The 24019-nt window shown below is 37.4% G+C and carries 23 protein-coding genes; 9 read left to right on the top strand and 14 right to left on the bottom strand.

The window, feature by feature from the left end:
* Positions 1-53: 53 nt before the first annotated feature.
* Complete coding sequence (locus BS85_RS11915; protein ID WP_026943733.1) at positions 54-2051, bottom strand: methyl-accepting chemotaxis protein; 1998 nt, start codon at positions 2049-2051, stop codon at positions 54-56.
* Positions 2052-2198: 147 nt separating this feature from the next.
* Between BS85_RS11915 and BS85_RS0104350 the strand changes: the two genes are divergently transcribed.
* Positions 2199-2960: a M48 family metallopeptidase gene (locus BS85_RS0104350; protein WP_026943732.1), complete on the top strand. Its 762-nt coding sequence runs from the start codon at positions 2199-2201 to the stop codon at positions 2958-2960.
* Positions 2961-3212: 252 nt separating this feature from the next.
* Here the strand turns inward: BS85_RS0104350 and dapE are convergent, their stop codons facing one another.
* From dapE to BS85_RS0104310, 8 genes are all read right to left on the bottom strand, one after another.
* Positions 3213-4376, bottom strand: a complete 1164-nt coding sequence (dapE, locus tag BS85_RS0104345; protein ID WP_084310167.1) for a succinyl-diaminopimelate desuccinylase — start codon at positions 4374-4376, stop codon at positions 3213-3215.
* Between the two features lie 345 nt (positions 4377-4721).
* The gene (locus BS85_RS10240; RefSeq protein ID WP_245596284.1) at positions 4722-6014 is read right to left on the bottom strand and encodes a modification methylase; all 1293 of its coding nucleotides are present in this window, start codon (positions 6012-6014) and stop codon (positions 4722-4724) included.
* Positions 6011-6763 carry a BsaWI family type II restriction enzyme gene (locus BS85_RS0104335; protein ID WP_026943730.1) on the bottom strand — a complete coding sequence of 251 codons (753 nt, stop codon included), beginning with the start codon at positions 6761-6763 and terminating at the stop codon, positions 6011-6013. The genes BS85_RS10240 and BS85_RS0104335 overlap by 4 nt, the downstream gene beginning before the upstream one ends.
* 39 nt (positions 6764-6802) lie before the next feature.
* Positions 6803-7510, bottom strand: coding sequence for a carboxy-S-adenosyl-L-methionine synthase CmoA (gene cmoA / locus BS85_RS0104330; protein ID WP_026943729.1), 708 nt, complete (start codon positions 7508-7510; stop codon positions 6803-6805).
* 3 nt (positions 7511-7513) lie between these two features.
* Positions 7514-8488, bottom strand: a complete 975-nt coding sequence (locus BS85_RS10235) for a bifunctional riboflavin kinase/FAD synthetase (RefSeq protein WP_084310161.1) — start codon at positions 8486-8488, stop codon at positions 7514-7516.
* A complete protein-coding gene (gene tlyA, locus BS85_RS0104320; protein ID WP_245596283.1) occupies positions 8454-9206 on the bottom strand; it encodes a 23S rRNA (cytidine-2'-O)-methyltransferase TlyA in 753 nt (250 codons plus the stop codon). Before tlyA ends, BS85_RS10235 begins: the two co-directional genes overlap by 35 nt.
* Positions 9207-9749 carry a hypothetical protein gene (locus BS85_RS0104315; RefSeq protein ID WP_245596282.1) on the bottom strand — a complete coding sequence of 181 codons (543 nt, stop codon included), beginning with the start codon at positions 9747-9749 and terminating at the stop codon, positions 9207-9209.
* Complete coding sequence (locus BS85_RS0104310) at positions 9746-11074, bottom strand: UDP-glucose dehydrogenase family protein (RefSeq protein WP_026943726.1); 1329 nt, start codon at positions 11072-11074, stop codon at positions 9746-9748. Before BS85_RS0104310 ends, BS85_RS0104315 begins: the two co-directional genes overlap by 4 nt.
* A gap of 138 nt (positions 11075-11212) precedes the next feature.
* Between BS85_RS0104310 and BS85_RS0104305 the strand changes: the two genes are divergently transcribed.
* The 6 genes from BS85_RS0104305 (at position 11213) to BS85_RS0104280 (ending at position 17600) form a co-directional block, all read left to right on the top strand.
* Positions 11213-12127 carry an aspartate carbamoyltransferase catalytic subunit gene (locus tag BS85_RS0104305; RefSeq protein ID WP_026943725.1) on the top strand — a complete coding sequence of 305 codons (915 nt, stop codon included), beginning with the start codon at positions 11213-11215 and terminating at the stop codon, positions 12125-12127.
* Positions 12127-12750: a LysE family translocator gene (locus BS85_RS0104300; RefSeq protein WP_026943724.1), complete on the top strand. Its 624-nt coding sequence runs from the start codon at positions 12127-12129 to the stop codon at positions 12748-12750. Before BS85_RS0104305 ends, BS85_RS0104300 begins: the two co-directional genes overlap by 1 nt.
* 179 nt (positions 12751-12929) lie before the next feature.
* Positions 12930-14255 carry a transcription termination factor Rho gene (gene rho / locus BS85_RS0104295; RefSeq protein ID WP_026943723.1) on the top strand — a complete coding sequence of 442 codons (1326 nt, stop codon included), beginning with the start codon at positions 12930-12932 and terminating at the stop codon, positions 14253-14255.
* Between the two features lie 5 nt (positions 14256-14260).
* A complete protein-coding gene (gene murI, locus BS85_RS0104290) occupies positions 14261-15016 on the top strand; it encodes a glutamate racemase (protein ID WP_026943722.1) in 756 nt (251 codons plus the stop codon).
* A gap of 131 nt (positions 15017-15147) precedes the next feature.
* A complete protein-coding gene (gene thiC, locus BS85_RS0104285) occupies positions 15148-16494 on the top strand; it encodes a phosphomethylpyrimidine synthase ThiC (protein ID WP_026943721.1) in 1347 nt (448 codons plus the stop codon).
* The gene (locus tag BS85_RS0104280) at positions 16491-17600 is read left to right on the top strand and encodes an Mrp/NBP35 family ATP-binding protein (RefSeq protein WP_026943720.1); all 1110 of its coding nucleotides are present in this window, start codon (positions 16491-16493) and stop codon (positions 17598-17600) included. Before thiC ends, BS85_RS0104280 begins: the two co-directional genes overlap by 4 nt.
* A 114-nt stretch (positions 17601-17714) precedes the next feature.
* Here the strand turns inward: BS85_RS0104280 and BS85_RS10830 are convergent, their stop codons facing one another.
* From BS85_RS10830 to BS85_RS0104255, 5 genes are all read right to left on the bottom strand, one after another.
* On the bottom strand, positions 17715-18812 hold the full coding sequence (locus BS85_RS10830) for a hypothetical protein (RefSeq protein WP_051604680.1): 1098 nt from the start codon (positions 18810-18812) through the stop codon (positions 17715-17717).
* A gap of 15 nt (positions 18813-18827) precedes the next feature.
* Positions 18828-19154 carry a hypothetical protein gene (locus tag BS85_RS10225; protein ID WP_034551141.1) on the bottom strand — a complete coding sequence of 109 codons (327 nt, stop codon included), beginning with the start codon at positions 19152-19154 and terminating at the stop codon, positions 18828-18830.
* Between the two features lie 133 nt (positions 19155-19287).
* Entirely contained in the window at positions 19288-20667 is a 1380-nt protein-coding gene (locus tag BS85_RS0104265; protein WP_026943719.1) for a Cj0814 family flagellar-dependent secreted protein, read from the bottom strand.
* Positions 20668-20675: 8 nt separating this feature from the next.
* Positions 20676-21266 carry a hypothetical protein gene (locus tag BS85_RS10220; RefSeq protein WP_034551138.1) on the bottom strand — a complete coding sequence of 197 codons (591 nt, stop codon included), beginning with the start codon at positions 21264-21266 and terminating at the stop codon, positions 20676-20678.
* Positions 21267-21388: 122 nt separating this feature from the next.
* Complete coding sequence (locus tag BS85_RS0104255; protein WP_034551156.1) at positions 21389-22246, bottom strand: hypothetical protein; 858 nt, start codon at positions 22244-22246, stop codon at positions 21389-21391.
* 149 nt (positions 22247-22395) lie between these two features.
* Between BS85_RS0104255 and BS85_RS0104250 the strand changes: the two genes are divergently transcribed.
* Positions 22396-22947, top strand: a complete 552-nt coding sequence (locus BS85_RS0104250; protein WP_026943717.1) for a hypothetical protein — start codon at positions 22396-22398, stop codon at positions 22945-22947.
* A gap of 8 nt (positions 22948-22955) precedes the next feature.
* Positions 22956-23987 carry a hypothetical protein gene (locus tag BS85_RS0104245; protein WP_026943716.1) on the top strand — a complete coding sequence of 344 codons (1032 nt, stop codon included), beginning with the start codon at positions 22956-22958 and terminating at the stop codon, positions 23985-23987.
* The last annotated feature ends 32 nt before the right edge of the window (positions 23988-24019 follow it).

Here is a 24019-nt window from a genome sequence, read left to right as displayed (position 1 = left end):
CCCCTCTTAAATCTTAAACTACTCTATCTTGTTTATTGGATTCCATAAAACAATTAAAATTTGAATTCATTAATTTTGTTTTCCATTCCAACTGCTCTACTCTCTAGCTCATTAGAAACCGATGAAATTCTATTCATTTCACCAGCAATCTCCTGAAGATTTTGATTCAATGTTTTATTGTTCTCCAATAGTATTCCTGCATCTTTGCTTAATGTCAAAGAACTATCAATGCTCTCTTTTGCTAACACGCTTACAATTTCCATTTTTTCCACTACTGAAGAAATAATTTCCTGAATCATTTGAGACTCATCTACAATATGGTGAAAACTTTTTGCGCTCTGCGTAATTTTACTATTTACTCCATTGATGGATTGCACAATCGTGTTGATAATAGCGTCAATTTCATTAAGGGATTTTTGCGTTCTTTCAGCTAATTGTCGCACTTCATCGGCAACTACAGCAAACCCTCTCCCGTGTTCCCCTGCTCTTGCGGCTTCAATCGCGGCATTTAGTGCTAAGAGATTCGTTTGAGAAGCTATATCATCAATAGCCCCTAAGATTCCTTTAATATTTTGAGCTTCTTTATCCAACAAAGTAACATTATGCACTAAATCTTCTTGCGATTGTGCATCTTGTGCAATATTTTGAGTAAAACTAGAAATGGCATTAGATGCTTTATCTAACTCCTCTTTTGCCAAAAGAACATCTTGCATTGTGGTATCTGTTTTGCGCATATTATCTTCCAATGCTTTTTCCACTTCTTTCCCTGTTGCTTCTGTTTTATTGGATAATTCAAATCCCTCCTGTGTGCGAACTAAAACTTGATTTGCACTATCAAGCAAATTTTTTGAAGTTTGTAAATTCTGTTTGCTTTGAGGAGCTAATTGAGAGAATATTTCTCGGATAGCTTCAAGAAAATCGCTCATAGCCTGATTGATAACACCTATTTCATCAGAATTTTTCTCAATCGTAAAATCTTTGCTAATATCCTTTGAGTTCTTTAATTCAATTAGATGTTTCCTCATTAAACGGATTCTAGAAGTAATACTATGCGCAATCAGATAACCAACTACCAAAGTAACAATAACCACCACACCTGCCACACCAAGCATCAACCAAAAACTAAACAAACTCGCACTTTCAATATTTGAAATTTTCTCTATCAAACCTTGTGCTAATTTATCTTCTACGCTTTTTAATAAATTGATTTTTTGGGTAATTGTCTCAAACCAATAGGTTGCTTTTACTCCAAATCCACCATCTATAAAATGCTCCATTGCTATCTTTCTCATTCGCTCTACTTCAGAAAAACTCTTATCTTCAGTTATTTTGAGATAGTATTGATAGTTATCAGAATTAGCATAACGTTTAAAATCCTCTAAAAAGATATTTTGAGCAATCATTAAAGCAATAAAGCGGTTATAAATTCCATTGGCAAATTTATCTGCTCCAAAAGTATTAGAAAGCACTGCTCTCTCTTGTCCAGCATTCTCTTTTGCGTTTAAAAAATTAACATACGCGACCAATCTTCTTGTAATTTGATCGTTTGTGCTAATATTGATAATTTCAACAATAGATTGGATATTTAGAGCAATAGTGCCGGTATAATAGCTTAAAATATCCCCTACCTTAACATTTAACGAATCCACTCCCTGCCGAATCTCATTAATTTTGCTGATTTGGCTCAAAGAAGTTTTTAAGGAATTTTGTGTATTTTGAGGATAAGAATGCAAGTCAAAAGACTGCAAAAAATCGTGCAATTCTTTAATTTTCTCATCGCTTAATTTGCGTTGCTTCTGTAAAGCCTCCCCAAAGTCTTTGCCTTTTGAACCCAAAAAACCGGCGGAAGTACCTCTCTCCTTTTGTAATTCGTGAATCACAAGAGATATTTTAGTTGCTAAAGTAACCCCGTGTTTTAACAACAAAGATTCTTGTACAATTTTATAACGCTCACTAATTAAAACAAGTGAGAAAATAATAAGAGTAACTAAAGGAATTAGCATTAAGCAAAGCAATTTCGTTCCCACTTTAAGATTGTTTAAAATTGGCATACTCCACCCTTGTTCCTAATTTAAAATAAAAATTATTTTAACATTTTTTCCTATAAAACTGATAGCTTTATTTTGGTTTTCAGTAAAATTTCTATACAATTTATCTCAAAAATTGACTGCTGCTAAAATCATCAAAGGAGTTTTTAAATGAAGCATCTCTTATTTGCTCTATTTGCATTTATTTTAAGCATATCCTTTAGTGCTTGTTCCTCCACAGCCCTTACCAATCGTTCGCAATTAATGCTTTTAAATACGCAAGAGGAAATTGCACTAGGAGAACAAAGTGCAAAACAGGTTTTGCAGCAATCTAAATTAAGCAACAACCACAAACAAGCCCAAATGGTTCAACGCGTAGGACAAAAAATCGCAAATGTTGCGGAACGTCCCGATTTTTCTTGGGAATTCTATCTTTTAGAGGACAAACAAGTCAATGCGTTTTGCCTACCCGGAGGCAAAGTATTTGTATATACAGGAATTATGCCCTTAGTGGCTAGTGATGATGAACTTGCTGTAGTGCTATCTCACGAAATAGCTCACACAATCCTAAGACACGGTGCAGAGAGGGCGAGTATGCAGACGATTCAACAAGTAGGAGGAGGTATTTTGGGTGCCATATTAGACATTGCAGCTCCAGAATACTCCAAACTCGCAGGAACAGCCTATAATGTAGGGAGCAATGTAGGCGTTATGTTACCTTTTAGTCGCTCTCACGAGTTAGAGGCAGACAAAGCAGGGATTATTCTAATGCAAAAAGCAGGTTACAACCCAAAAGCCGCCATTAGCTTTTGGCAAAAAATGTCTAATAATGGAGAGAAAAGCTCTTCTGATTTTTTCTCCACTCACCCAAGTGATTCTAAACGAATCGTAGAAATCAAAAAACTACTTACACAACAAGAGCAAAGCAAATAGCCCTATTGTATTACTATAAGATTCCACAAGGAATCGTGGTGTGCTTTTGTATAGGCATTTGCACCCACTTTAGTGCAAATATGATGTTGCATACAAAGTCATTGCGAGATTCTATGTTATGGATTGCTTTACTTCGTTTGCAATGACAAAATGGTAGAATCTTTGGTTTGCAAGATTATGGATAGCTTTGGCTAACGCCCCGCAATGACGAGGTGGTTAGACTTTCGTAATAATCTACAATATTGCACTTCTTTAGAGATTCCATTGAGCCAACAAAACAACAAAAGTATTTTGCAACGCCTCCACTTCACTCATTCGCACACGCTCGTTAATCGCGTGAATGCTATCATTGCACACGCCGCACTCCACGACTTTCACGCCAAATTCCGCGAAGTACCGCGCATCACTCGTTCCACCACTCGTGCTAAGCTCGGGCGCAAAGCCGTTTTGGGATTCTAGTGCCTTGACTATTTTTTGCACAATTAAGCTTTGCTTGTCTGTCAAAAAAGGCTTGGAGCTTTGGTTTAATTCCAAAGAATGCGGGGCTTTTGCAAGTAAATGCTCCAAATATTTGCGCACAGATTCTATGCTTGTTTGCGTAGAATTGCGCACATTAAACATAATTTTTAAATCATTGGGCGTAACATTCACAACCTCTAGCCCTCCGCGAATATCTGTAACCACAATCCTGCTTGGCTCAAACTCCTCGCTGCCTTTATCTAGCTTGTGTCCAGAAATTTTTGAGAGATGTGGCGCGATAATATCCACCGGATTCAAGCATTTTTTAGGATAAGCAACATGTCCTTGTTGCCCAAATATCTTAAGGATTCCATTAATAGAACCGCGCCTCCCGACTTTTATCATATCGCCAAACCTCTCCACACTTGTAGGCTCGGCAACGATTGCAAAATCGGGCAACAAATCCCTCTCTTTGAGACATTCCAAAGTATATTTTGTCCCAAAAATCGCCGCTCCCTCCTCATCGCTTGTAAGAAGCACCGACAAGATTCCATTAAAGTTTTGCGAACTTGTGAAATCGCAACTTTGTGGGATTTGAACTTTTTGAAATTCTTTAGAATCTTGCGCCCTTTGGGATTCCACATTTGCGCCTTTAGTGGAGATTTGCAAGTTTTGCGATTCCAAACAATCCACAAACTCCCGAATCGCGCACACAAAAGCCGCCACACCCGCTTTCATATCCTGCGCACCCCTGCCATAGAGGAATCCCTCCTTTATCGTAGGATTAAAAGGCTCACTCGCCCAACCCTCGCCCGGTGGCACGACATCAATATGCCCCGCAAAGCATAAATGTGGCTTTTGGGATTTTTTATTTTGCGATTCCGCATTAGAAAAGTTGCTTTTATTCTCGTGCGCTTTTGTGCTAATGGAATCGCTAGAATCCCGCTTCTGCGTCATTGCGAGAGATTCGCTAGAATCTCGTGGCAATCCATAGTCTAAAACTGCGCTTGTTGCATTTTGGGTTTGTGTGTGATTATGGGTTTGCGATTCCGCATTTCCTGCGCTTAAATCCTTGTAAAGAAAAAGATTTTTCACACCCTCTTTCTCAAACTCTAGGGCTTCAAAATCGCTTAAAATTTCCTTAATATACGCATAGATTCCACATTCTTGTGGTGTGATTGTGGGATAGGCGATGAGTTGTTGTAAAACTTTTATTACATTACTTTTATTTGTTTGCATTGGAATCCTTATAATTTGATGTTGGTAATTTGCGATTCTATCTCTAATGATTTTTGCATTTTTCTAATTCCTCTTCTTGCACACCACAATATATTCTTCATTTATTGTGCGTGAGAGAATCCCCGCTTTATTTGTTGGGGAATTTTGAAGTGGCATTGATTTGTTAGAAATTTTGCGCTTAATGGTTTGCAAATGCGTAAAGCCATTGTTACAAAAAACTTCAGCGATAAATCTATCGGTAGGAAGCTTTATGTTTTTTACTCTACGATTACCTACGATAAAAAATATTTTGCCGCCAATATTTATAGAATCTATGAGAGTTTGAATGCTGGATTCTAAATCAAAATAAAAACTTGAGATTTCTAAGGCTCTTTTTTTATCCATTGTAGAAATTTCTAAAATATAATCTTTTATCAAGCCTCTATTATAAGGCTTTTGAGCCTTTATTCCGCCCATAAGTTTAGAATCTAATTTCCTAGCGTCCTTAAAACCTAGCCACTCATTAATAAAAGTGCTAAATTGTCCATACGCAACCGTAGTTTTAGAATCGCCATAAGGTGGACTTGTCAGCAAAGTATCAAATTTTTGCTTTGAATTTTGAAAATTTGTATTGCTAAGATTAAGGTTGATCTCTCGCAATTTGGGTTGATAAAATTGCAAATAATCTTTCACAAGAGATTCTATATTTTTAGCAAAAATTGCATACACATTGGGTTTATAATGTTCATAATCTTTCATTCTAAAGAGTTTAAATTCATTATTGCGAGTATAGCTACACTCCCGCAAAGTCTCACTAAAACCAATCATAAAGAGATTTTGCACACTTTTATCCTCTAAATTTTTGAGATAAGAAAAAATCATTTTTAAATCCCGCTGTGCATTTTTCTCTATCCAAAAATCAATATTTGTAATGTTTGTTAGAGGATTAGAATCCAAAAATTGCTCCTTTTTAGACTCTATGTTACGCAATAGCATTTCTTTTTGTTTTAAAAGGTAAGAATATTCTATATAAGTCATTCTCGCCTTTGAAATCATCATCGCTAGAGGATTTAAATCAAAACCAACAAAATGTTTAATGCCATATTCTAAACCACTTACAAAACTGCTTCCGCTCCCACAAAATGGGTCTAAAAGATTGCTTTTTTTTGCTTTAAAGTCCTTAAGCAATTCAAACCCAATTTGAGGAAGCATTGTTGCGGGATATTTATGCAAATTAGGATACATTGACGCATAAGATTGCCCCAAAAAGTCGTATTTAGGATTGTAAACTGCTAGATATTCTTGCTCTTTAGAATCTTTAAGCGCACACTTTTGTGCAAATTGATGATTTAAATGCAAAGATTCTAAAAGTGTCATTGAAAATTCTCACTAATGTAATCAATTAAATAACTTAAAGGCTTTATAAAATCATCTGTTTGTATATTTTTGCCAATAAATGCACAATCAAAAAATTTAAACATTCCTCTATGCTGTGGATTATTAATTTCATTATAAAAATTCACAGTAGCAAAACACACAAGCGGTAAAATGGGAGGATTATAAGAAATATCATATTTTTCTCTAATACTAGATTCTGCATTAGCAATTTCCATTAAAAGCTTCCATTTATAAGTTTGTCCAGCTCTTTCGCGTAAGGAAGTTTTAAGTGAAAGGATAAGACATTTTTGTAAAGAATTTGTAGAATCTAGCTTGTAAATAACTAAATCCACATCGGGTTTTTGCGTCTCCTCTCCTACTTTAATCAAAAATAAATCCTGCCATTGTGGAATAGAAGAGATTTTGGAAGTAATGAAAATATTTTGTCTCACCCTGCCTTGTTCTTTATTTTTAAGAAACACCCAAACAATAAGATTGGAAAATGCACTTCCAGCAATACTTTTTCTCGCTTGTGAAGCGTCTTTAATCTCACATCTTTGGATTCTTTGTTGAATAAGATTCTCTACCTCATCTTTGCAATCTACAAGATAACCATAGAGATGATTAAAAATTTCTTGAAAATTCAATGTTTTAGTAGAAATATCCGCATTGATTTTTGCAATCATAGGTTGCATATAGTATTTAGATTCTATCTCTTGCAAGGTTTTTATCTCATCTTCGTTTAACATTCTCATTCTCCTTTGAATCAAAATATTCTTTCACCATTCCTATCCCCTCACCGCAATAAAACTCCTAAAATTTACCCAAGCAAAAAGCGTCTCCACGCACGAGAATCCCACGTTTAAAAGCATTGCGCGATTCTCCGCCTCACTATAAGGCACAAGCACATTCTCCAATGCCTCGCGCTTTTTTGCAATCTCAAAATCGCTATATCCCTGCTTCTTTTTGTTGGCTAAATAGTATTGAATCATCTTAAAATCTAGCTCCTTATGCTCCACCATTACCTTTTCGGAGACGATAAACACGCCCTTAGGATTGAGGCAATCATAAATCTTTTGCACGAGCTTTTCACGCTGCATTGGGCGGATAAACTGCAAAGTGTAATTGGCTATCACAACATCACTTTTAGGGAAATCCGCCTCCAAAATATCCCCGCAGATGAGGTTTGCACACATTTCATACGCGCTTAATTTATTCCGCGCTATTTCTAGCATAGATTCCGCATTGTCTATCCCATAGAGATTCAGCGGAAACTCCGCCTTAGAGGCGATTTCTATTAGCATTGCCCCCGTGCTTGTGCCTAAATCTAGCAGGGTGGAATCGGGCTTTAAATACATCAATGCAAAATCCGCACAAAGCCCCAAAACTTCCTTATAATAAGGGATTGAGCGGCTCACCATATCATCAAACACACCCGCGACTTTCGCATCAAACTCAAATTGCTTCTGCGGGGCTTGTGTAAAAACTTTATCCATTGCTTATTCCTTTGACTTTATAGCATTTTGTGATTCTGTGGTTTGTTTTACACTGCTTTGGAATCCCAAGTTTGCGCCACTTGCATTTTCTACACTCTCTTTAGATTCTCTATTTTCACATTTCAAAGCTTTATAAGCCTCCTCTATATCCCGACAAATCTGCTCTTTTAACGCGCTTAAATGCTCAAAGTGCTTGTTCTCACGCAAGTATTTTACAAGAAAGAATCCCGCCTCCCTCTCCTTTACTTCCAAAGACTTCCCAAGCAAATGCCCCTCAATCGCAAAAGATTTATCTGTGCTTAGACGATTGCCAATAAAAATCACTGCAGGATATTTTGGGGATTCCACACTTTGTGCGCCTAATTGCACAAATCCCGCATACACTCCCTCTTTTGGAAGCAAAAATCCATCATTTTGCAGGTTAATTGTCGCAACAAGCTCCTTTGCACCAATCCCCTGCCCCCGCACGATTCCACCGCGAATCTCAAAGGGACGCCCTAGCAGTTTGTTTGCTTGTTTTAAGTTGCCATTGATAAGTAATTCCTTGATTAACCCGCTATGCACAGAGAGTTTTTTATAAAATACCTCGCTAACTACAATCACTTCCCCTTGAAATCTTTTTTTTAAATCAAAGGTATAGTAATGCCTCTCCTTACCAAAGCGAAAATCATACCCCACAACCAAACATTTTAAATTGGGCAAAACTTCCAACAAAAACTCCACAAATTCTTTATCGCTTTTGTCGCGGACATATTCTAAAGGCAATGAAAAAATCGGATAGGAAGTATAAAAAGCGCGATATTTTTGGGGTAACAACTCGCCTTGATTGCTTTCAATGCACAAAATCGCACCCCCATTGCCTAACTTATCAAAAAGGGCTTGGTGTGCGCTGTGCATTCCATCAAACTTCCCAAGTGCAAGACTTGTGATACTTTTAGCAAATTTAGAGTTTTTGAGCAGCGATAAAAAACTCAACATTCCCTTCCTTTCCTTTCACTTTGGATTCCTCACAGACTAAAATCTTAAAACCCTCGTTTTCTAAAAGCGCAAGGGTTTGGTTGAGCGCATTAATAGCACTTTGCGATTCCATTAACACGCCCTTTTTGTTGCGTTTTGCTTCTACCCCCACTTCAAATTGTGGTTTAAAAAGCAAAATCAAAAGCCCACTTGCTAATGCCTTGATTGCGCTTAAAATATCCTTGATAGAAATAAAAGAAACATCGCAAACCACGAGAGAAAAAGTTTGCGATTCTTGATTTTCTCTTGCAAAATTACGAATATCTGTGCGCTCATAGAATCTCACGCGCGGATTCTGCCTCAAACTTGTATGGAGTTGATTGCTCCCCACATCTACACACACGACAGATTCCACGCCTAATCTCAACAAAACCTCACTAAATCCGCCCGTGCTAGACCCAATATCTAAGGCATTTAAGCGATGAAAATCTTGCGTTAAGTAGGGATTGGATTCCAAGAAATAATGCAACTTCTCCCCTGCGCGACTCACAAAGCGCAAAGATTCCAAAAAGGAAATGGAATCGCAAGATTCCACCACATAGGAAGCTCTTTTGCATATTGTGCCATTCACGCAAACCTTACCCTTTTTGATAAGGCTTTGCGCCTTGTTGCGCGATTCTGTTAAGCCAAACTTCACACAGGCAATATCCAAGCGCATTCCTTGTGTAATATTCTGCAATTATTTTCCTTTCAAATCCTCTTTGCTTAAACCCTTAAATCCAAACTTTAAAGAATTTTTACCAAACTTTGGGTGGCTCAAAACAAGCATTAAACTATCTTGTATGCGTTGATTTTGTGGTGCAAATTCAACCAAATAATATTCTCCCCAACGCATAGCATTTTGTTGCATTAAGCCTTGTAAATCTTTATTTTGCAATCGGGTAATTTTTGTTGGGGATTCTCCATTGTTTAAAGTCAAGCGATAGCCATTTTCTAAGAATCCTAAAGAATTTTGCTCACTTTGATACACATCTATAAAAAACACCTCTCCTCTTTCGTGCGGGTATTTTTCCTCATCATAGGCATTTAAATGCACTGCGATTAGCACGATTCGTGTCGTATCCTCAAAGACTAGCTCACTTTTGCGTGTGGCTTGAATGTAGGATTCCTCCGGCTTAGAGGGAATCAATCTTGATTTAAAGGATTGCAGATTTGCACACCCATTCAAGAGAAATAAACTCAAGATTCCAAAGATAAAGAATCGCATAAAAAGCCATCTCATTGCTTAACACCAATCTCATAATAAGCAAAGCCAAGCTCTTTAAGCCTTTTTGCGTTATACTGATTCCGCCCATCAAAGATAACAGGAGACTTTAATCGCTCTTTAATCTCTAAAAAATCTGGGCTTCTAAACTCTTTCCATTCTGTAACAAGCACAAGGCAATCGCAATCTTCTAAGGCATCATATTTGTTTTTTGCATACAATAGGTTTGGAGTATCCTTTAAATAAAATTGTTGTGCTTCTTGCATTGCTTTTGGGTCATAAACTTTTACCACCGCACCTCGTGCAACTAGCTCATTAATTAGCACAATAGAAGTCGCCTCACGCATATCATCTGTTTCTGGCTTGAAGCTAAGCCCCCACAAACAAATCTGCCTCTCACTTAAATCCTCTCCAAAATATTGCACGATTTTTTTACCCAAAACGCGTTTTTGCCCCTCATTGACTTGTTCCACTGCGTGAATCACTTTAGGGTTGATTCCATTGTCTAATGCAATTTTTGATAATGCTTTTACATCTTTTGGAAAGCAACTTCCCCCATATCCACAACCCGGATAAATAAAGCTATACCCAATGCGTTTATCGCTTCCGATTCCAACGCGGACACTATTAACATTTGCACCAACTGCTTCACAGATATTTGCAATTTCATTAATGAAGCTAATTTTTGTCGCAAGCATTGCATTTGCAGCATACTTTGTCATCTCTGCGCTTTTAATATCCATCACAATAAATCTATCGCAACTACGACAAAAAGGAGCGTAAAGCTCTCTTAATCTTTCTTCTACCCACTCTTCTTCTACGCCAATAATCACGCGGTCTGGCTTTAAAAAATCATTCACCGCATCGCCTTCTTTTAAAAACTCCGGATTACTTGCCACACTAAAGGAAATTGTTTTATTGCGCTTTTTAAGGGATTCACGAATCACCTCTTGAACCCTCTGTGCAGTGCCTACTGGAACGGTGGATTTATTCACAACAATTAATTGCGATTCCATTTGCTCACCAATTTCTTTTGCAGCTTGAAGCACATATTGCAAATCTGCACTTCCGTCCTCCCCCATTGGCGTTCCAACCGCAATAAATACAATCTCACATTTTTTCAACGCCTCTTTTAAAGAAGTGGTAAAACACAAATTGCCATTTTGATAATTTTTGCTCACAAGCCCTTCAAGTCCGGGCTCATAGATTGGTATTTTGCCTGATTTGAGTTGTGCAATTTTGGATTCTAACACATCTACACACACTACTCTATTACCCATTTCTGCGAAACAAGTTCCACTAACTAAACCCACATATCCCGTGCCAATCACTGCTATATTCATTGAAAACCTTGAAAATTTGTAAAATTTTCCGCATTTTAACATAATCTTATCCCAAATAACAAAAACCGCAAAGGAAACTTAAAGCAAAATAAATTTATAATTTTTCATTTAAAAATAAAGACTTTGCAAGGTTTGATTATGGCACGACATCTCCTAGAAACCAAAGATTTAAATAAAAATGAAATAGAGCAGATTTTGGACTTAGCCCAAAGCTTTTTAGAGTCTAAGCCTAGAAATAGTTTGAATGGACATATTATCATCACGATTTTCTTTGAAAATTCCACACGGACACTCTCTAGTTTTGAAGTTGCCACCAAAAGGCTTGGCGGTAGTGTGGTGCGTTTAGATGTCTCAAGAAGCTCCACAACGAAGGGTGAAACGCTTTTTGACACGGCAGCAAACCTCAATGCAATGAATCCAAGCGCGATTGTCGTGCGTCATAGAAACTCTGGTGTGCCAAACATTCTCTCACAATATGTCTCTTGTTCTATTATCAATGGGGGTGATGGCGCACACGCACACCCTACACAAGCACTTTTGGATTTATTAACACTGCGCAAACATTTAGGAAATTTAGAGGGTAAAAAAATTGCGATTGTGGGCGATATTCGCAATTCACGCGTTGCAAATAGCAACATTGAACTTTTGGGACGCTTTGGTATGGAAGTAATTTTGGTGGGTCCTCCACATTTTATCCCTAAAACCAAATTGCGTCATTGCTTATTTTTAAAAGAAGTGATTGATGAAGTGGATGCGGTAATGAGTCTGCGCACACAAACAGAAAGACACGATTGTCCTATTTATTCAAGCCTAAAAGACTATGCGAGTGATTATTGCATTACAGAGGAAATTTTTGGGGAGCGCAACATTATTCTTTTGCACCCCGGTCCCGTGCATCGCAACATTGATATTAGCGATTCTATGCTAAAAGACCCACGTTGCAAAGCATTAGAACAAGTTACACACGGTGTTGCGATTCGTATGGCAGTTTTAGAAACACTCATTACTCACGACAGCAATTCAAAAATCCCTAAAAACTTCCCTTATTTTTAATGCTTGAATTGCTTAGTTTAGCCGCGGTGGGCTTTATTACTGCATTAACACCGGGTCCTGATATTTTATTTGTGCTTAGAAACACACTAAGTTATGGCGCAAAGATTGGATTCCTAAGCCTCTTTGGAATCTTTTGTGGCTGGATTATTTTCTTAAGCCTTGTATATTTTGGCTTTGCGCATTTCATTCAAGGCGCACTCATTCAAGGCATTCTTTGCGCGGTGGGCGGAATCTATTTAAGCTACATTGCCTATCTTTTGTTATTTTGCGCAAACCCAAAGGTTGATTTCAATCAAGCAGAATCCCAAATGCGATTCCATAGCCCCTATGCTTTTATGCTAAAAGGAATGCTTGTCAATCTCTCAAACCCCAAAGCAATTCTATTTTTTGGACTAATCATCACGCCTTTTATGGATAAGCATTTAGAATTAAGTATTTTCGTGTTGCTCATTGCGCTCACTCTTGCCTTTGTATCTGTGATTTTCATTGCGACATTTTTTCGTAAATTTATCAATAATGCGCTTTTTAGAGTAATTGATAGAATTTGTGGAATCGTATTCATCGTTTTTGCGATTCTGCTATTTATCAATAGTTATCGCAGTTTAATGGATTTTATTGCATAAGATTGCGCTTTAATCTTGACAAGATTCCGCTTTTAGATTAAAATTCCGCTTTACTTCATTGCAAAATTACAAGGAACTGCATAAGGACTTCGTGGATTTCAACATCTGATTCTTTATATTCATTTTTTACATTCTTTAAAAACTTTTGCAAGGAATCTTAAACAAACTTAAGGTAACAAATGAGCGAAAACAATCAAAACAAAAAAGAATATAAAACAAGGACGCATACGCCAGTAGAAGGCTATACAATAGAAGATTTGCGTGCAAAATCTATCAACAAACTTGCAGAGATTGCAAAATCACTCGGCATTGAGAATCCGCAAGAATTTCTGCGTCAAGATTTAATCTTTGAGATTCTAAAAACGCAAGTAAGCAAGGGTGGCTTTATTCTCTTTACCGGAATCTTAGAGATTACAAGTGAGGGGTATGGGTTCTTACGCGCCATTGATGAAAACTTTTCGGGTTCTCAAAATGACGCCTATGTTAGTAGCACACAAATCCGCAGATTTACCTTAAGAAATGGCGATATTATCACAGGGCAAGTCAGAAGCCCAAAAGACCAAGAGAGGTATTACGCGCTTTTGAAAGTTGAGGCGATTAACTATCAATCTCCCGAGGAGATGAAAAATCGTCCGCTATTTGACAATTTAACCCCTCTTTTTCCCACCGAACAAATCAAATTAGAATACAATAGCTTTAAAATCACGGGGAGAATGCTAGATTTATTTGCGCCCATTGGCAAGGGGCAGCGCGCACTTATTGTCGCACCCCCAAGAACAGGTAAAACCGAGCTGATGAAAGAACTTGCTTATGGAATCACAAAAAACCACCCTGAAGTGGAACTCATCGTCTTGCTTGTGGATGAGCGTCCAGAGGAAGTTACCGATATGGAGAGAAGCGTAAAAGGCGAGGTGTATAGCTCCACCTTTGATATGCCTGCAAACAACCATACGCGCGTGGCGGAGCTTGTTGTAGAAAAGGCAAAGAGAATGGTGGAAATGGGCAAAGATGTTGTGATTCTGCTAGATTCCATTACGCGACTTGCTAGGGCTTACAATACCGCAACACCAAGTAGCGGAAAAGTGCTAAGTGGGGGAGTAGATGCAAATGCGCTACACAAGCCCAAGCGATTCTTTGGTGCGGCAAGAAATATTGAACAGGGCGGAAGCTTGACAATTATCGCAACTGCACTTATTGAAACAGGCTCCCGAATGGACGAAGTGATTTTTGAGGAATTTAAAGGCACAGGCAATAGCGAGATTGTTTTAGCCCGACATATTGCAGAACGCAGAATCTACCCCGCAATGGATATTTTAAAGAGTGGCACACGCAAGGAAGAATTGCTTTTAGGACACGATAAACTACAAAAGGTTTGGGTGCTACGCAATGCGATTCATCAGATGAATAATGAAATTGACGCTCTCACTTTCCTTTATTCGCAAATGCAAAAAAGCAAGGACAACGAAGAATTTTTAAATATGATGAACGACAATATGAAAGACTAACAAAGATGATTCCGCATAAAATTGGAGTGTTTGATAGCGGTGCGGGTGGAATTAGTGTCTTAAAAAGCCTAATCCATTCCCGCAATTTTAAGCAAATTGTTTATTATGGCGATACGGCTCGTGTGCCTTATGGTGTGCGAAGTGCCGAAACGATTGTGCAATATTCCCTAGAAGCACTAGAGTTTTTCAAAAGTTTCAACTTGGATTTACTTGTAGTTGCCTGTAACACGGTGAGTGCTTATGGATTAAAAGCTATGCAGGAAGTTGCCCCCTATCCTATTGTTGGCGTAATTGAACCGGGAGTTTTAGCGTTAAAAAACAAGATACCAAACAAAGATTCTAAAATTTTGATTTTAGGGACAAAAGCAACGATTCAAAGCAAACTTTATAGCAAACTTCTAGCAAAGGAAGGCTACCATAATACATTCGGACTCGCCACAAGCCTCTTTGTGCCAATTGTAGAAGAAGGAATCTTTAGTGGCGAGATTCTAAATGCTACAATCAAACATTATTTTGCTCTCTATCCACATACGCCAGAGGCTATTATTTTAGGCTGCACACATTTCCCACTCATTGCAGATTCTATCTCCCAATGCTACAATAACCAACCTCTTCTCATACATTCAGGAGAAGCAATTATGGAGTATTTACAAAACTCTTACACATTAAAAACCTTTGATGATTTTCCAGAGGTTACATTTTATGCAAGTGATTGTGTAGAAAAACTAGAACAAATTGCTAAATTATGGCTTACAAAATAAAATAAGCCCTTTAAAAAAATATTTTTATGATAAATTCCAAAAAAGAAAAGCTAAATTTTATTTTTATTTTGATACTTTATAGGTTTTAAATAACAAAAAATTTATAAATTTAAAACTTCAAAGGAGATTCTGTGCGAAAATCTTGGGTGAAAGCTAGAGAAACGGATAAAATCAAAACGCAATTACACTATGCAAAAAAGGGTGTTATCACACAAGAAATGGAATATGTTGCAAATATTGAACACTTAGATGCAGAAGTGGTGCGTAAAGAGATTGCAAAAGGGCGATTAATCTTACCTGCTAATGTCAATCACACAAATTTAGAACCAATGGGAATTGGAATCGCAACGCGCACAAAAATTAATTCCAATATAGGCAGTTCTGCACTCGCAAGTTCTATTGAAGAGGAAGTGCAAAAAACACTTATCTCCATTAAATATGGTGCGGATACGATTATGGATTTAAGCACGGGAGGCGATTTGGATTCCATAAGGGAAGCAGTGATTCAAAGCTCTAGTGTGCCAATAGGAACGGTGCCGATTTATCAGATTCTACACGATGTTAAAAATGATATTAATGCACTTACCATTGACAAAATGCTAGAAGTAATGGAACGACAGGCAAAACAAGGCGTGAGTTATTTCACAATCCATTGTGGATTCTTGCTAGAACATATGCCAATGTTATCCAAACGCAAAATGGGAATCGTAAGTCGCGGTGGAAGCTTAATGGCTTCTTGGATGTTGCATTACCACAAACAAAATCCATTTTATGAAGCGTTTGATGATATTTTGGATATTTGCCAAAGATACGATGTCTCTTTAAGTCTTGGGGATTCCTTGCGACCGGGTTGCTTAGCGGATTCTAGTGATGAGGCGCAATTAGACGAATTGAGAGTTTTGGGAGAATTAACCAAAAGAGCGTGGGAAAAAGATGTGCAAGTAATGATAGAGGGACCCGGACACACACCAATGAATGAAATTGAGCGCAATGTGGAGTTACAAAAAGAGCTTTGCTATGAAGCACCTTTTTATGTTTTAGGACCACTTGTTACGGATATTGCTGCGGGTTATGATCATATTGCCTCTGCCATTGGTGCGGCGATTGCTGCTTGGAAAGGTGTTGCAATGCTTTGCTATGTTACCCCCAAAGAACATTTAGGCTTACCCAATGCCAAAGATGTGCGCGAGGGAATCATTGCCTACAAGATTGCAGCACACGCTGCGGATATTGCGCGTGGGCGCACAAATGCAAGAATCAGAGATGACGCAATGAGCAATGCGCGGTATAATTTTGATTGGAATAAGCAATTTGAATTAGCCCTTGACCCAGAGAGAGCGCGTGAATATCACGATGAAAGTCTGCCGCAAGAGGTATTCAAAGACGCAAAATTCTGCTCAATGTGCGGACCGAAATTTTGTAGTTACAAAATTTCACAAGAAATTGTAGAACAACATCAAATAAAGGAAAAATTATGAATCAAGAACAAGTCATTCAACTTTTAAAAGAAGTCATTTATCCTAATTTTGAAAAGGATATTGTAACCTTTGGATTTGTGAAAGAAACACTTACACAAGGTGATTCTGTCGCTGTGCGCATAGAGATTCCGTCTGCTTCTCCAGAAGTTGCACAAACGCTTAGAGATTCTATTACGCAAAAGCTCAATGCACAAGGTGTTACAAAAATAAACATAGACATTAAACAGCCCAAACCGCAGGAGCAAAAGCCACAAGGCACAAAAAATCTAGCCCCGCAGATTAAAAACTTCATTATGGTAAGTAGCGGTAAAGGGGGTGTGGGCAAATCTACCACGAGCGTGAATCTCGCGATTGCTCTAGCAATGCAAGGTAAAAAAGTCGCTCTCCTAGACGCCGATATTTATGGACCTAATGTGCCTAGAATGCTTGGATTAGAAAAAGATAAACCCGAAGTGGATTCCAAGCTTAAAAAGCTTATTCCACTTCAAGCTTTTGGGATTGAAATGATTTCTATGGGTGTTCTTTATGACGAGGGGCAAAGCTTGATTTGGCGAGGACCTATGATTATCCGCGCGATTGAGCAAATGCTAAGTGATGTCGTGTGGGGGGATTTAGATGTAATGGTGATTGATATGCCTCCGGGAACCGGCGATGCGCAACTTACTCTTGCCCAAAGCGTCCCTGTAACCGCAGGAATCGCAGTCTCTACTCCACAAAAAGTCGCGCTTGATGATGGCGCAAGAGCGTTGGATATGTTTTTGAAGCTTAAGATTCCTGTAGCAGGAATCATAGAGAATATGAGCGGCTTTATTTGTCCGGGTTGCGGAGAGGAATACGATATTTTCGGCAAAGGCACAACCGAAGAGGTTGCTAGAAAATTTAACACAAAAACACTAGCACAGATTCCTATTGAACCTATCGTGCGTGAGGGTGGAGACAATGGAAAACCTATCGTGTATTTTAAACCCGAATCCAAATCGGCAAAAGAATATCTAAAGGCTGCTAAATCTGTATGGGAGTTTATAGAGGAAGTTAATGCTAAAAAACTAGCAGACAACAGCGCGATTCAGCCTGTGGATAACGGCAAGTCTGCTTGTAGTAGTTAGGCGGATTCCCCGCTTACCACACCCCTTTAACAAACGATTCAATGGATTTGATAACTTGGATTCTTTGGAATCTTGTTTAGATTCTATCTCTTTGGGATTCCTATGAGAAAAGCTTCAAGCCAAAATGTCTAATGCCCTTTGTAGTTCAAAAGTGTTAGAATGTATCCTATCTACATTTTGTGTTAATTCCTGCACGAGAGAAATAATATCCTCTTCAAAGTTTGGATTATTTTGTAGATTGTAAGCTAGTGTTTCTTTATCAAGCTTGGTGAGTTTGGATATTTCTGCAAAAGTGGAATTATCCTCCACATTGTCTATTGTTTGCTCTGCATTTGCTTTAGAGATTTCATTCTCGCCTTTACCTTGATTTTCTAATTTTTCTTTGATATTTTTTAAAATATCCGCCCCATTGTCTTTTTCCATAATTTGTTTAAACACTTCCTCTGCGGAAGCTGTTAAATCAATAGCGTTAGAATCTATTCCGACTTTTTTAAGCTCTTCCTCTGACATTTTTTTCAAGTCTTCCATTGTTTGTTTTAAAAAAGCTAAAAATTCATCAATAGAAGGTGGCACATAACCTTTACTATCCTCATCTATAAATGATTTTAGATACTCCATATCACTTGCTAGTGTGCCTGTATCGCCCCACAAAATGCGCCCGTCCATATCTTTATCATATTCTAAGGTTTTGTTTAATTCTTGTGCGATAGAATCGCTAGAATTAGGAGTTTGTGAGGCATTAGAAAATGCACCCGCCTTGCTATATCGCAAAAATTCTGCTGGGGCTATGGAGTTACCATTGACAAACGCACTAACACCAAAAAACGAAGTTGTATTTTTCTTTTCCTCTGCACTTAGGATTCCATTAAAATCAGTATCGGCTCTTAAATAGCCCCTTTTATGTGCAATGTCCGCATACCAACCACTTACAAACTCTTCCGCTCTGCCACTTAGGATAGCTTTGCCATTGCCAATATTCTCTAATGCGCCACCGCCAAAGACATTTTGCAATCGTGCAATATTCTCGCTTGTAAGCTCTACACCTATTACTTCATTTGTAAATGCGTCCCTAAAATAGACATTGGAATTGTCATTTTTTGCTTCTAAAATAGATTCCTCTTGTAGCTTTGCCCCATTAAATGAAACTTCTGGAGACTCATAAACTACAAGATTCCTTAAGCTGTTTGCTACACTTGTAAGACCACCAAACATATAAGCCCTTATTTACTAAGGCTTACTAAATTTAATGCGTGGTGGTTTGTAATTATTCATAAACGCATTAGAAAGGATTTTTTGATTGTTTGTTTGTGGTCTTGTGTTTGCATTATAGTTGTTTTTTAATGGCATATAAACATAAGTGTAGCCATAATTTGAGCCAAGATAGCGGAATCCCCCTACAACTTCCCTTTCCTCCTCTGCGCTTAAAACTCTCACGCCCTCACTTGTATCACTTACTGCGCCATTGGTTAATTTTGCTAAAAAGTCCTCCGCAAAGGTTGTAGTAGATAGGAATCCTAAGATTGCAAGAATGCTTAAAATTTTGCTTGTTTTCATTTGTTCTCCTTTTAAATTTAAATTTATGAACGCTTTATTATAAAAGATTAAAGGTTAAATTTATCCTTGATTTTTGATTCACCAATTCTCAAACCTCTCTTTTGTTACTTTAAGTAACTCTCTTACAAATACTTTACCCTACCTTTAGTAAATGATTCAAAAAAGTATTCATTTTTTCTTGTTTGGTTTGGGATTCGTAGGGCTTAGATTCTTTGGATTCCTTAGAATCTTTAAGATTTTTAGAATCTTGAAGTGCTTGTTTGGCTTGTGTATTGTAAGATTCTTGTTTGTTTAGTGTTTGAAGCTCTTGAGCATTAAGAGAATGAGAATCTAAAATCTCTTGAAAGACTTTGAGAAAATGTGTCAAAGAGTTTGCAAACCGCTCTCTATCCTCGTCCCATTGAATTGTATTATTATGCGTATAGCCTAAATCTATCAACTCTTGCAAATGTGATTCCACAGAGATTTCACCATTTAACAAATCCCAAAATCTCTGCTCTGTATCGTAATTTATCACATAAGTATTTGGAAATTCATTTGTTCTTAGCATTTGAGCATAAAAACGCTCATTCTCCTTTCTGCTCTCATAAAAAAACTCTGAACGCTCCCCAACAATCTCACTACCCAAACAAGACATTATAAATAGCCCACTCGTTGAGATTTTATCCCCTTCAAAGTAACGCTCCTCTACGCTAAATCTAGGGTCTTGCCTTTGTTGGAGCGTCTTATCAATATCCATTAGACTACAATGAATAAAGAATGGCACAGAAATGCCTGTTTTGCTAATTTTATCCCACGATTCCATAAAATTTTTATTTTCTTGTAGATTTAATTGCATAATCAAGTCTCTATCCTCTGCGGTAGGATAATAAGCATAAATATTCCTCTGTGGCAGAGCCTTAATTTCATCGGGGCTAAGCATTCTATTGCTTTGGCTTAAATCACCGACCAAATCTTGGAAAAAGACAAAATCGTTATGGATTGTCTTTGCCATATCAATTTCTTTATAGTAGGAATCGAAACGGGTTGTTTCATCGTAATAAAATTCTCCCAAATGCTTATAAACAATCTTATAATCTAACGGAAGTCCAGCGGCAGCATTAAAATCTTCTCCCATAAAGCCATTTTCATCAATGCTATATCCGAAAGCCTCTCCTTGTAACAAATCAATTTGTATGCCAAGCTGTTTAATTTCAAATGCTTGCCTAATTGCCTCTTGAATATTCCTTTCTTTTTTGTGTTGTCTTTTTAACTCTTCAAATTCTGCTTTAAGAGCCTTAATTTCCTCTTTCTTTGCATTTTCCTCTCGCGTATCATTTGTAATCTCTACACTATTTTTAGTTGGATTCAAAAACGATAAAGCCACCGCAGGGTTGGAAGCAACTTCTCCTTTGAGATAAAGATTCTTGCTATTTTCTAGCATTAAAGAAAAGGAGGAGTTAGAATCCTCCTTTGTTGCGGTCTGGTTTGGAGTGTAGCTTGAAAATTCTCTCTTTGCACTGCTTATCTGCATAATTTCTCCTAGAATCGCCTTGAATCTAAAGTATGCTTCGCTCTAAATTGATAGAAATTTGCTAAATTTCTTGATTTTTTGGTATAAGCTTGATAAAGTTTATTGCTTCCCTCTAAAGTATAAAATACATTGTAGGTATATCTGTTATTCCAAGAAACGCTTTTGGAATAGTTATAGTTAGATTGAACATAAATACTACTTACTTGTCCCCAAGTAACTCCAATAGTATCACTTTGCACTGCAAAATGGTATTTTTTGTCAAGCCCTAGATAACGCCCTTGGTCATAAGTATCTCGCTTAAAGTTTAAAACTTCTATGGGATTTTTTTGATTTACTTCTTTACCAAAAAGGTCTATCTGTCCATATACCGTATAACGCATAGGCACACCATAATTTGAGATTCTACTATCCATTGATTTTATGTGCGTATAAACTCCTCCTACAACTTCCCTTTCCTCCTCTGCGCTTAAAACTCTCACGCCCTCACTTGTATCACTTACTGCACCATTGGTTAATTTTGCTAAGAAATCCTCCGCAAAACTTGCGCTAGAAAAGAATCCTAAGATTGCAAGAATGCCTAAAATTTTGTTTGTTTTCATTTGTTCTCTTTTTAGGTTTAAATTTATGAACGCTTTATTGTAAAAGATTAAAAGTTAAATTTATCTTTAATTTTTGATTCATCAATTCTCAAACCTCTCTTTTGTTACTTTAAGTAACTCTCTTAAAATTTCTGCCACAAAGTAAGTCCAAAGATAGCATCAGGTGCAGCGGAACTTCCGCCCAAAGAGGCACTAAGAGAAACTGCGGTATCAGAATTTACACTATAAGTAGAACCTATGCTTAGCGTGGGGATAGAGCGAATCTCGGAGTTTTGGTATCCATTAATCTTTTGTTCTGTTTGGAATCTCTGCTCCGCCCCTAAATCTAGCGTAATCTTAGGGCTTAAGATGATAGACAAATCCCCGCCGATATAATAGCTATTACCATATTCTACCTTTGCAAACTCAAACTTCCTCTTTGCGTTATAGCCAAATCCCCCATAGATTCCATAAACCACAGGGTCGCTGTATCCTCTTAAGGTTGCTTGTAAGTTTTGAGATTTGAGATAAAAGTTTTTATCCTCATTGACAAAAGTCTCCCTCTGCACCACTGCACTTTGAAAGCTAATCTGTGGCACAAAATCCGCAACGCTATTAAAAGTATAGATTAACCCAAGCCACAAGGAATTAAACGACCATTTATTATTATGAGAATATTCACCTGTGAAAAAGTTCGTATATTCTTGTCTTGCATAGCTTCCATTGCCCGAAACAAGCAAATCAAATTTCGGGTGTAAGGTATAAATAAAGGTTTGATTAAGACTTAGTTGCTTCGTATCATTCCATATTGTCGGGTTGCCTGTAATGCTTAGATTCGGATACATTGTATAAGAGTTTGCATTCCCTGTGCTTAGAAGTGAAAGATTTGTAATGCTTCTAAGCCCAATTTGCTTTTTAAAAAGACTATCAATACTCAACTCATCGGACGCAAGAAGTGGTAAAACACCAACTAAAATCCCAAATAACACTCTTTTAATCATTGAATCCTCCAAATTAAAATTACAAATAGTAACATATAACAACATTTAGCAATTTTCATTTCAATTTTAAACAAATCCTTGATTAATAATCTTAACTTTTTGTTAAAATAGCCGATATTTCAAAAAGAATAATTTACAAGGGGAAAACAATGTTAAAGAAATTTCTTAGCATTGCGGTAATGGGTGGTTTATTTTCAAGTGGTGCATTGGCAGAGGATTTGTTAGCACAAATAACCAATGGTGCAGTAAGCGATACAAGTAAAGGCGTAAGGCTCTTAAGCACAGAGGAGGAAAAGCAAGTCGTAGGGGGGTATAATGTTGGATTCATAGGCGGAGGAAATGAAATTCACGCTATTATGATTCCTAGTGATTATGAATGGAGCACTTTTAAACAGGAAGGTAATTATCGCTCTATACAATTATGTGGTGAAGGTCAGTCTCGGTGTGCAAATCCAAGCTCACGCAGAGGGCAAGATTGGTTAGCCACCACAGGAGGTAACCCCTATCAGTTGATAGGTTTCAGTGTTAAAATGAATGTGGGTTACTCTAGGAATGGTAGATACACATATTTTTCTTATGGGACAGCAGTTTATAATGCAGTTACTGGAACAGCATATTCAACAAGATATATGCCGAATAATTTAATTGTCAAAGAAATACGGAATCGTTATCAAAATGCTATGGAAGTTAAATTTTACTAGGATTTGTAATGATAGCAATTCAAAATAACAACTATAATTTAGTGCCACAGAGACAATTTCAAGATTCTTTAAGCAAGAGCAACAATTTACAACAAGAATCGCCACAAAAAAGCAATGAGGATTCCACACAAGCACACTCAAGTGATGATTCCCAAAATACAGCATTTAATTTTAGAGAAATAGTCGCAAACATTATCGGCTTTACTCCCGATAAAGAGGGCTTTTTGCCAAGTGAGTTTAACACACAACTTGGAATCCCAAGTGGCATAAACATTCATTCTACTATGATAATAAGATACGATTTATCCCGAGTTATAGGCTATTATAACAATCTTGATATAAAGGGCAGCATTCAAAACGCTTACCAATCATTTACAAAACTATCTAGCCAAGAGTTAGAATCCCTCATCAATCAAGCCAAAACACCAAAGGACGAATCACTTTATAATAGCCTACTCAATATTCCACAATATCTTAATGCTAGAGGCGAATTAAATGAGAGCGGTAAGTTTAGAATCTTTATGGCATTAGATACAAGCTATGTAGTAGGGGATTCAACGATAGCTTTAGAATTGCAAAAAGCAGGGAATACATACACAAACTTTATTGATGAAAATGATAGTTGGCTAGGAATGAATGTATTTGATAGAGGCAAAGCAGGACAACTTCTGCGCACAAGTGCTAAAGATATGAGCCCAGAGGAATTTGGGAAACAATGGGCGGAATTACGCAAAGAATATCAGGCAAAATATGACGAATGGCAAGAACAACTAAGAAAAGAAAATGAGGAAATTGAGGAATACAATAAGAATCTTAGGGAGCAGAAAAGCAAAAATAAATTTAAACCAATCCAAGTAACAAGCAAGAGTGAAACTTATCAAGATACAAGCTTTTTAAATACCTTAGACTTTATTAAAAGTCAGCAGAAGCTAGAGCAAATCTTAATACTCTTTGGAGAGAGAAGTAAAGGGAATTTGGACATTCAAAGCCTAAAAAATTATTTTGCAACTTCACAAAAAAGACTAGACACAGAGGCTTAAGGGATTCCACAATGACAATCTCTAATGTTTGC

The organism is Helicobacter rodentium ATCC 700285 (assembly GCF_000687535.1).
Classification (GTDB): Bacteria; Campylobacterota; Campylobacteria; order Campylobacterales; family Helicobacteraceae; genus Helicobacter_D; species Helicobacter_D rodentium.
The sequence above is the reverse complement of the archived record's forward strand: the minus strand, read 5'-3'. Positions and strand labels throughout refer to the sequence as shown.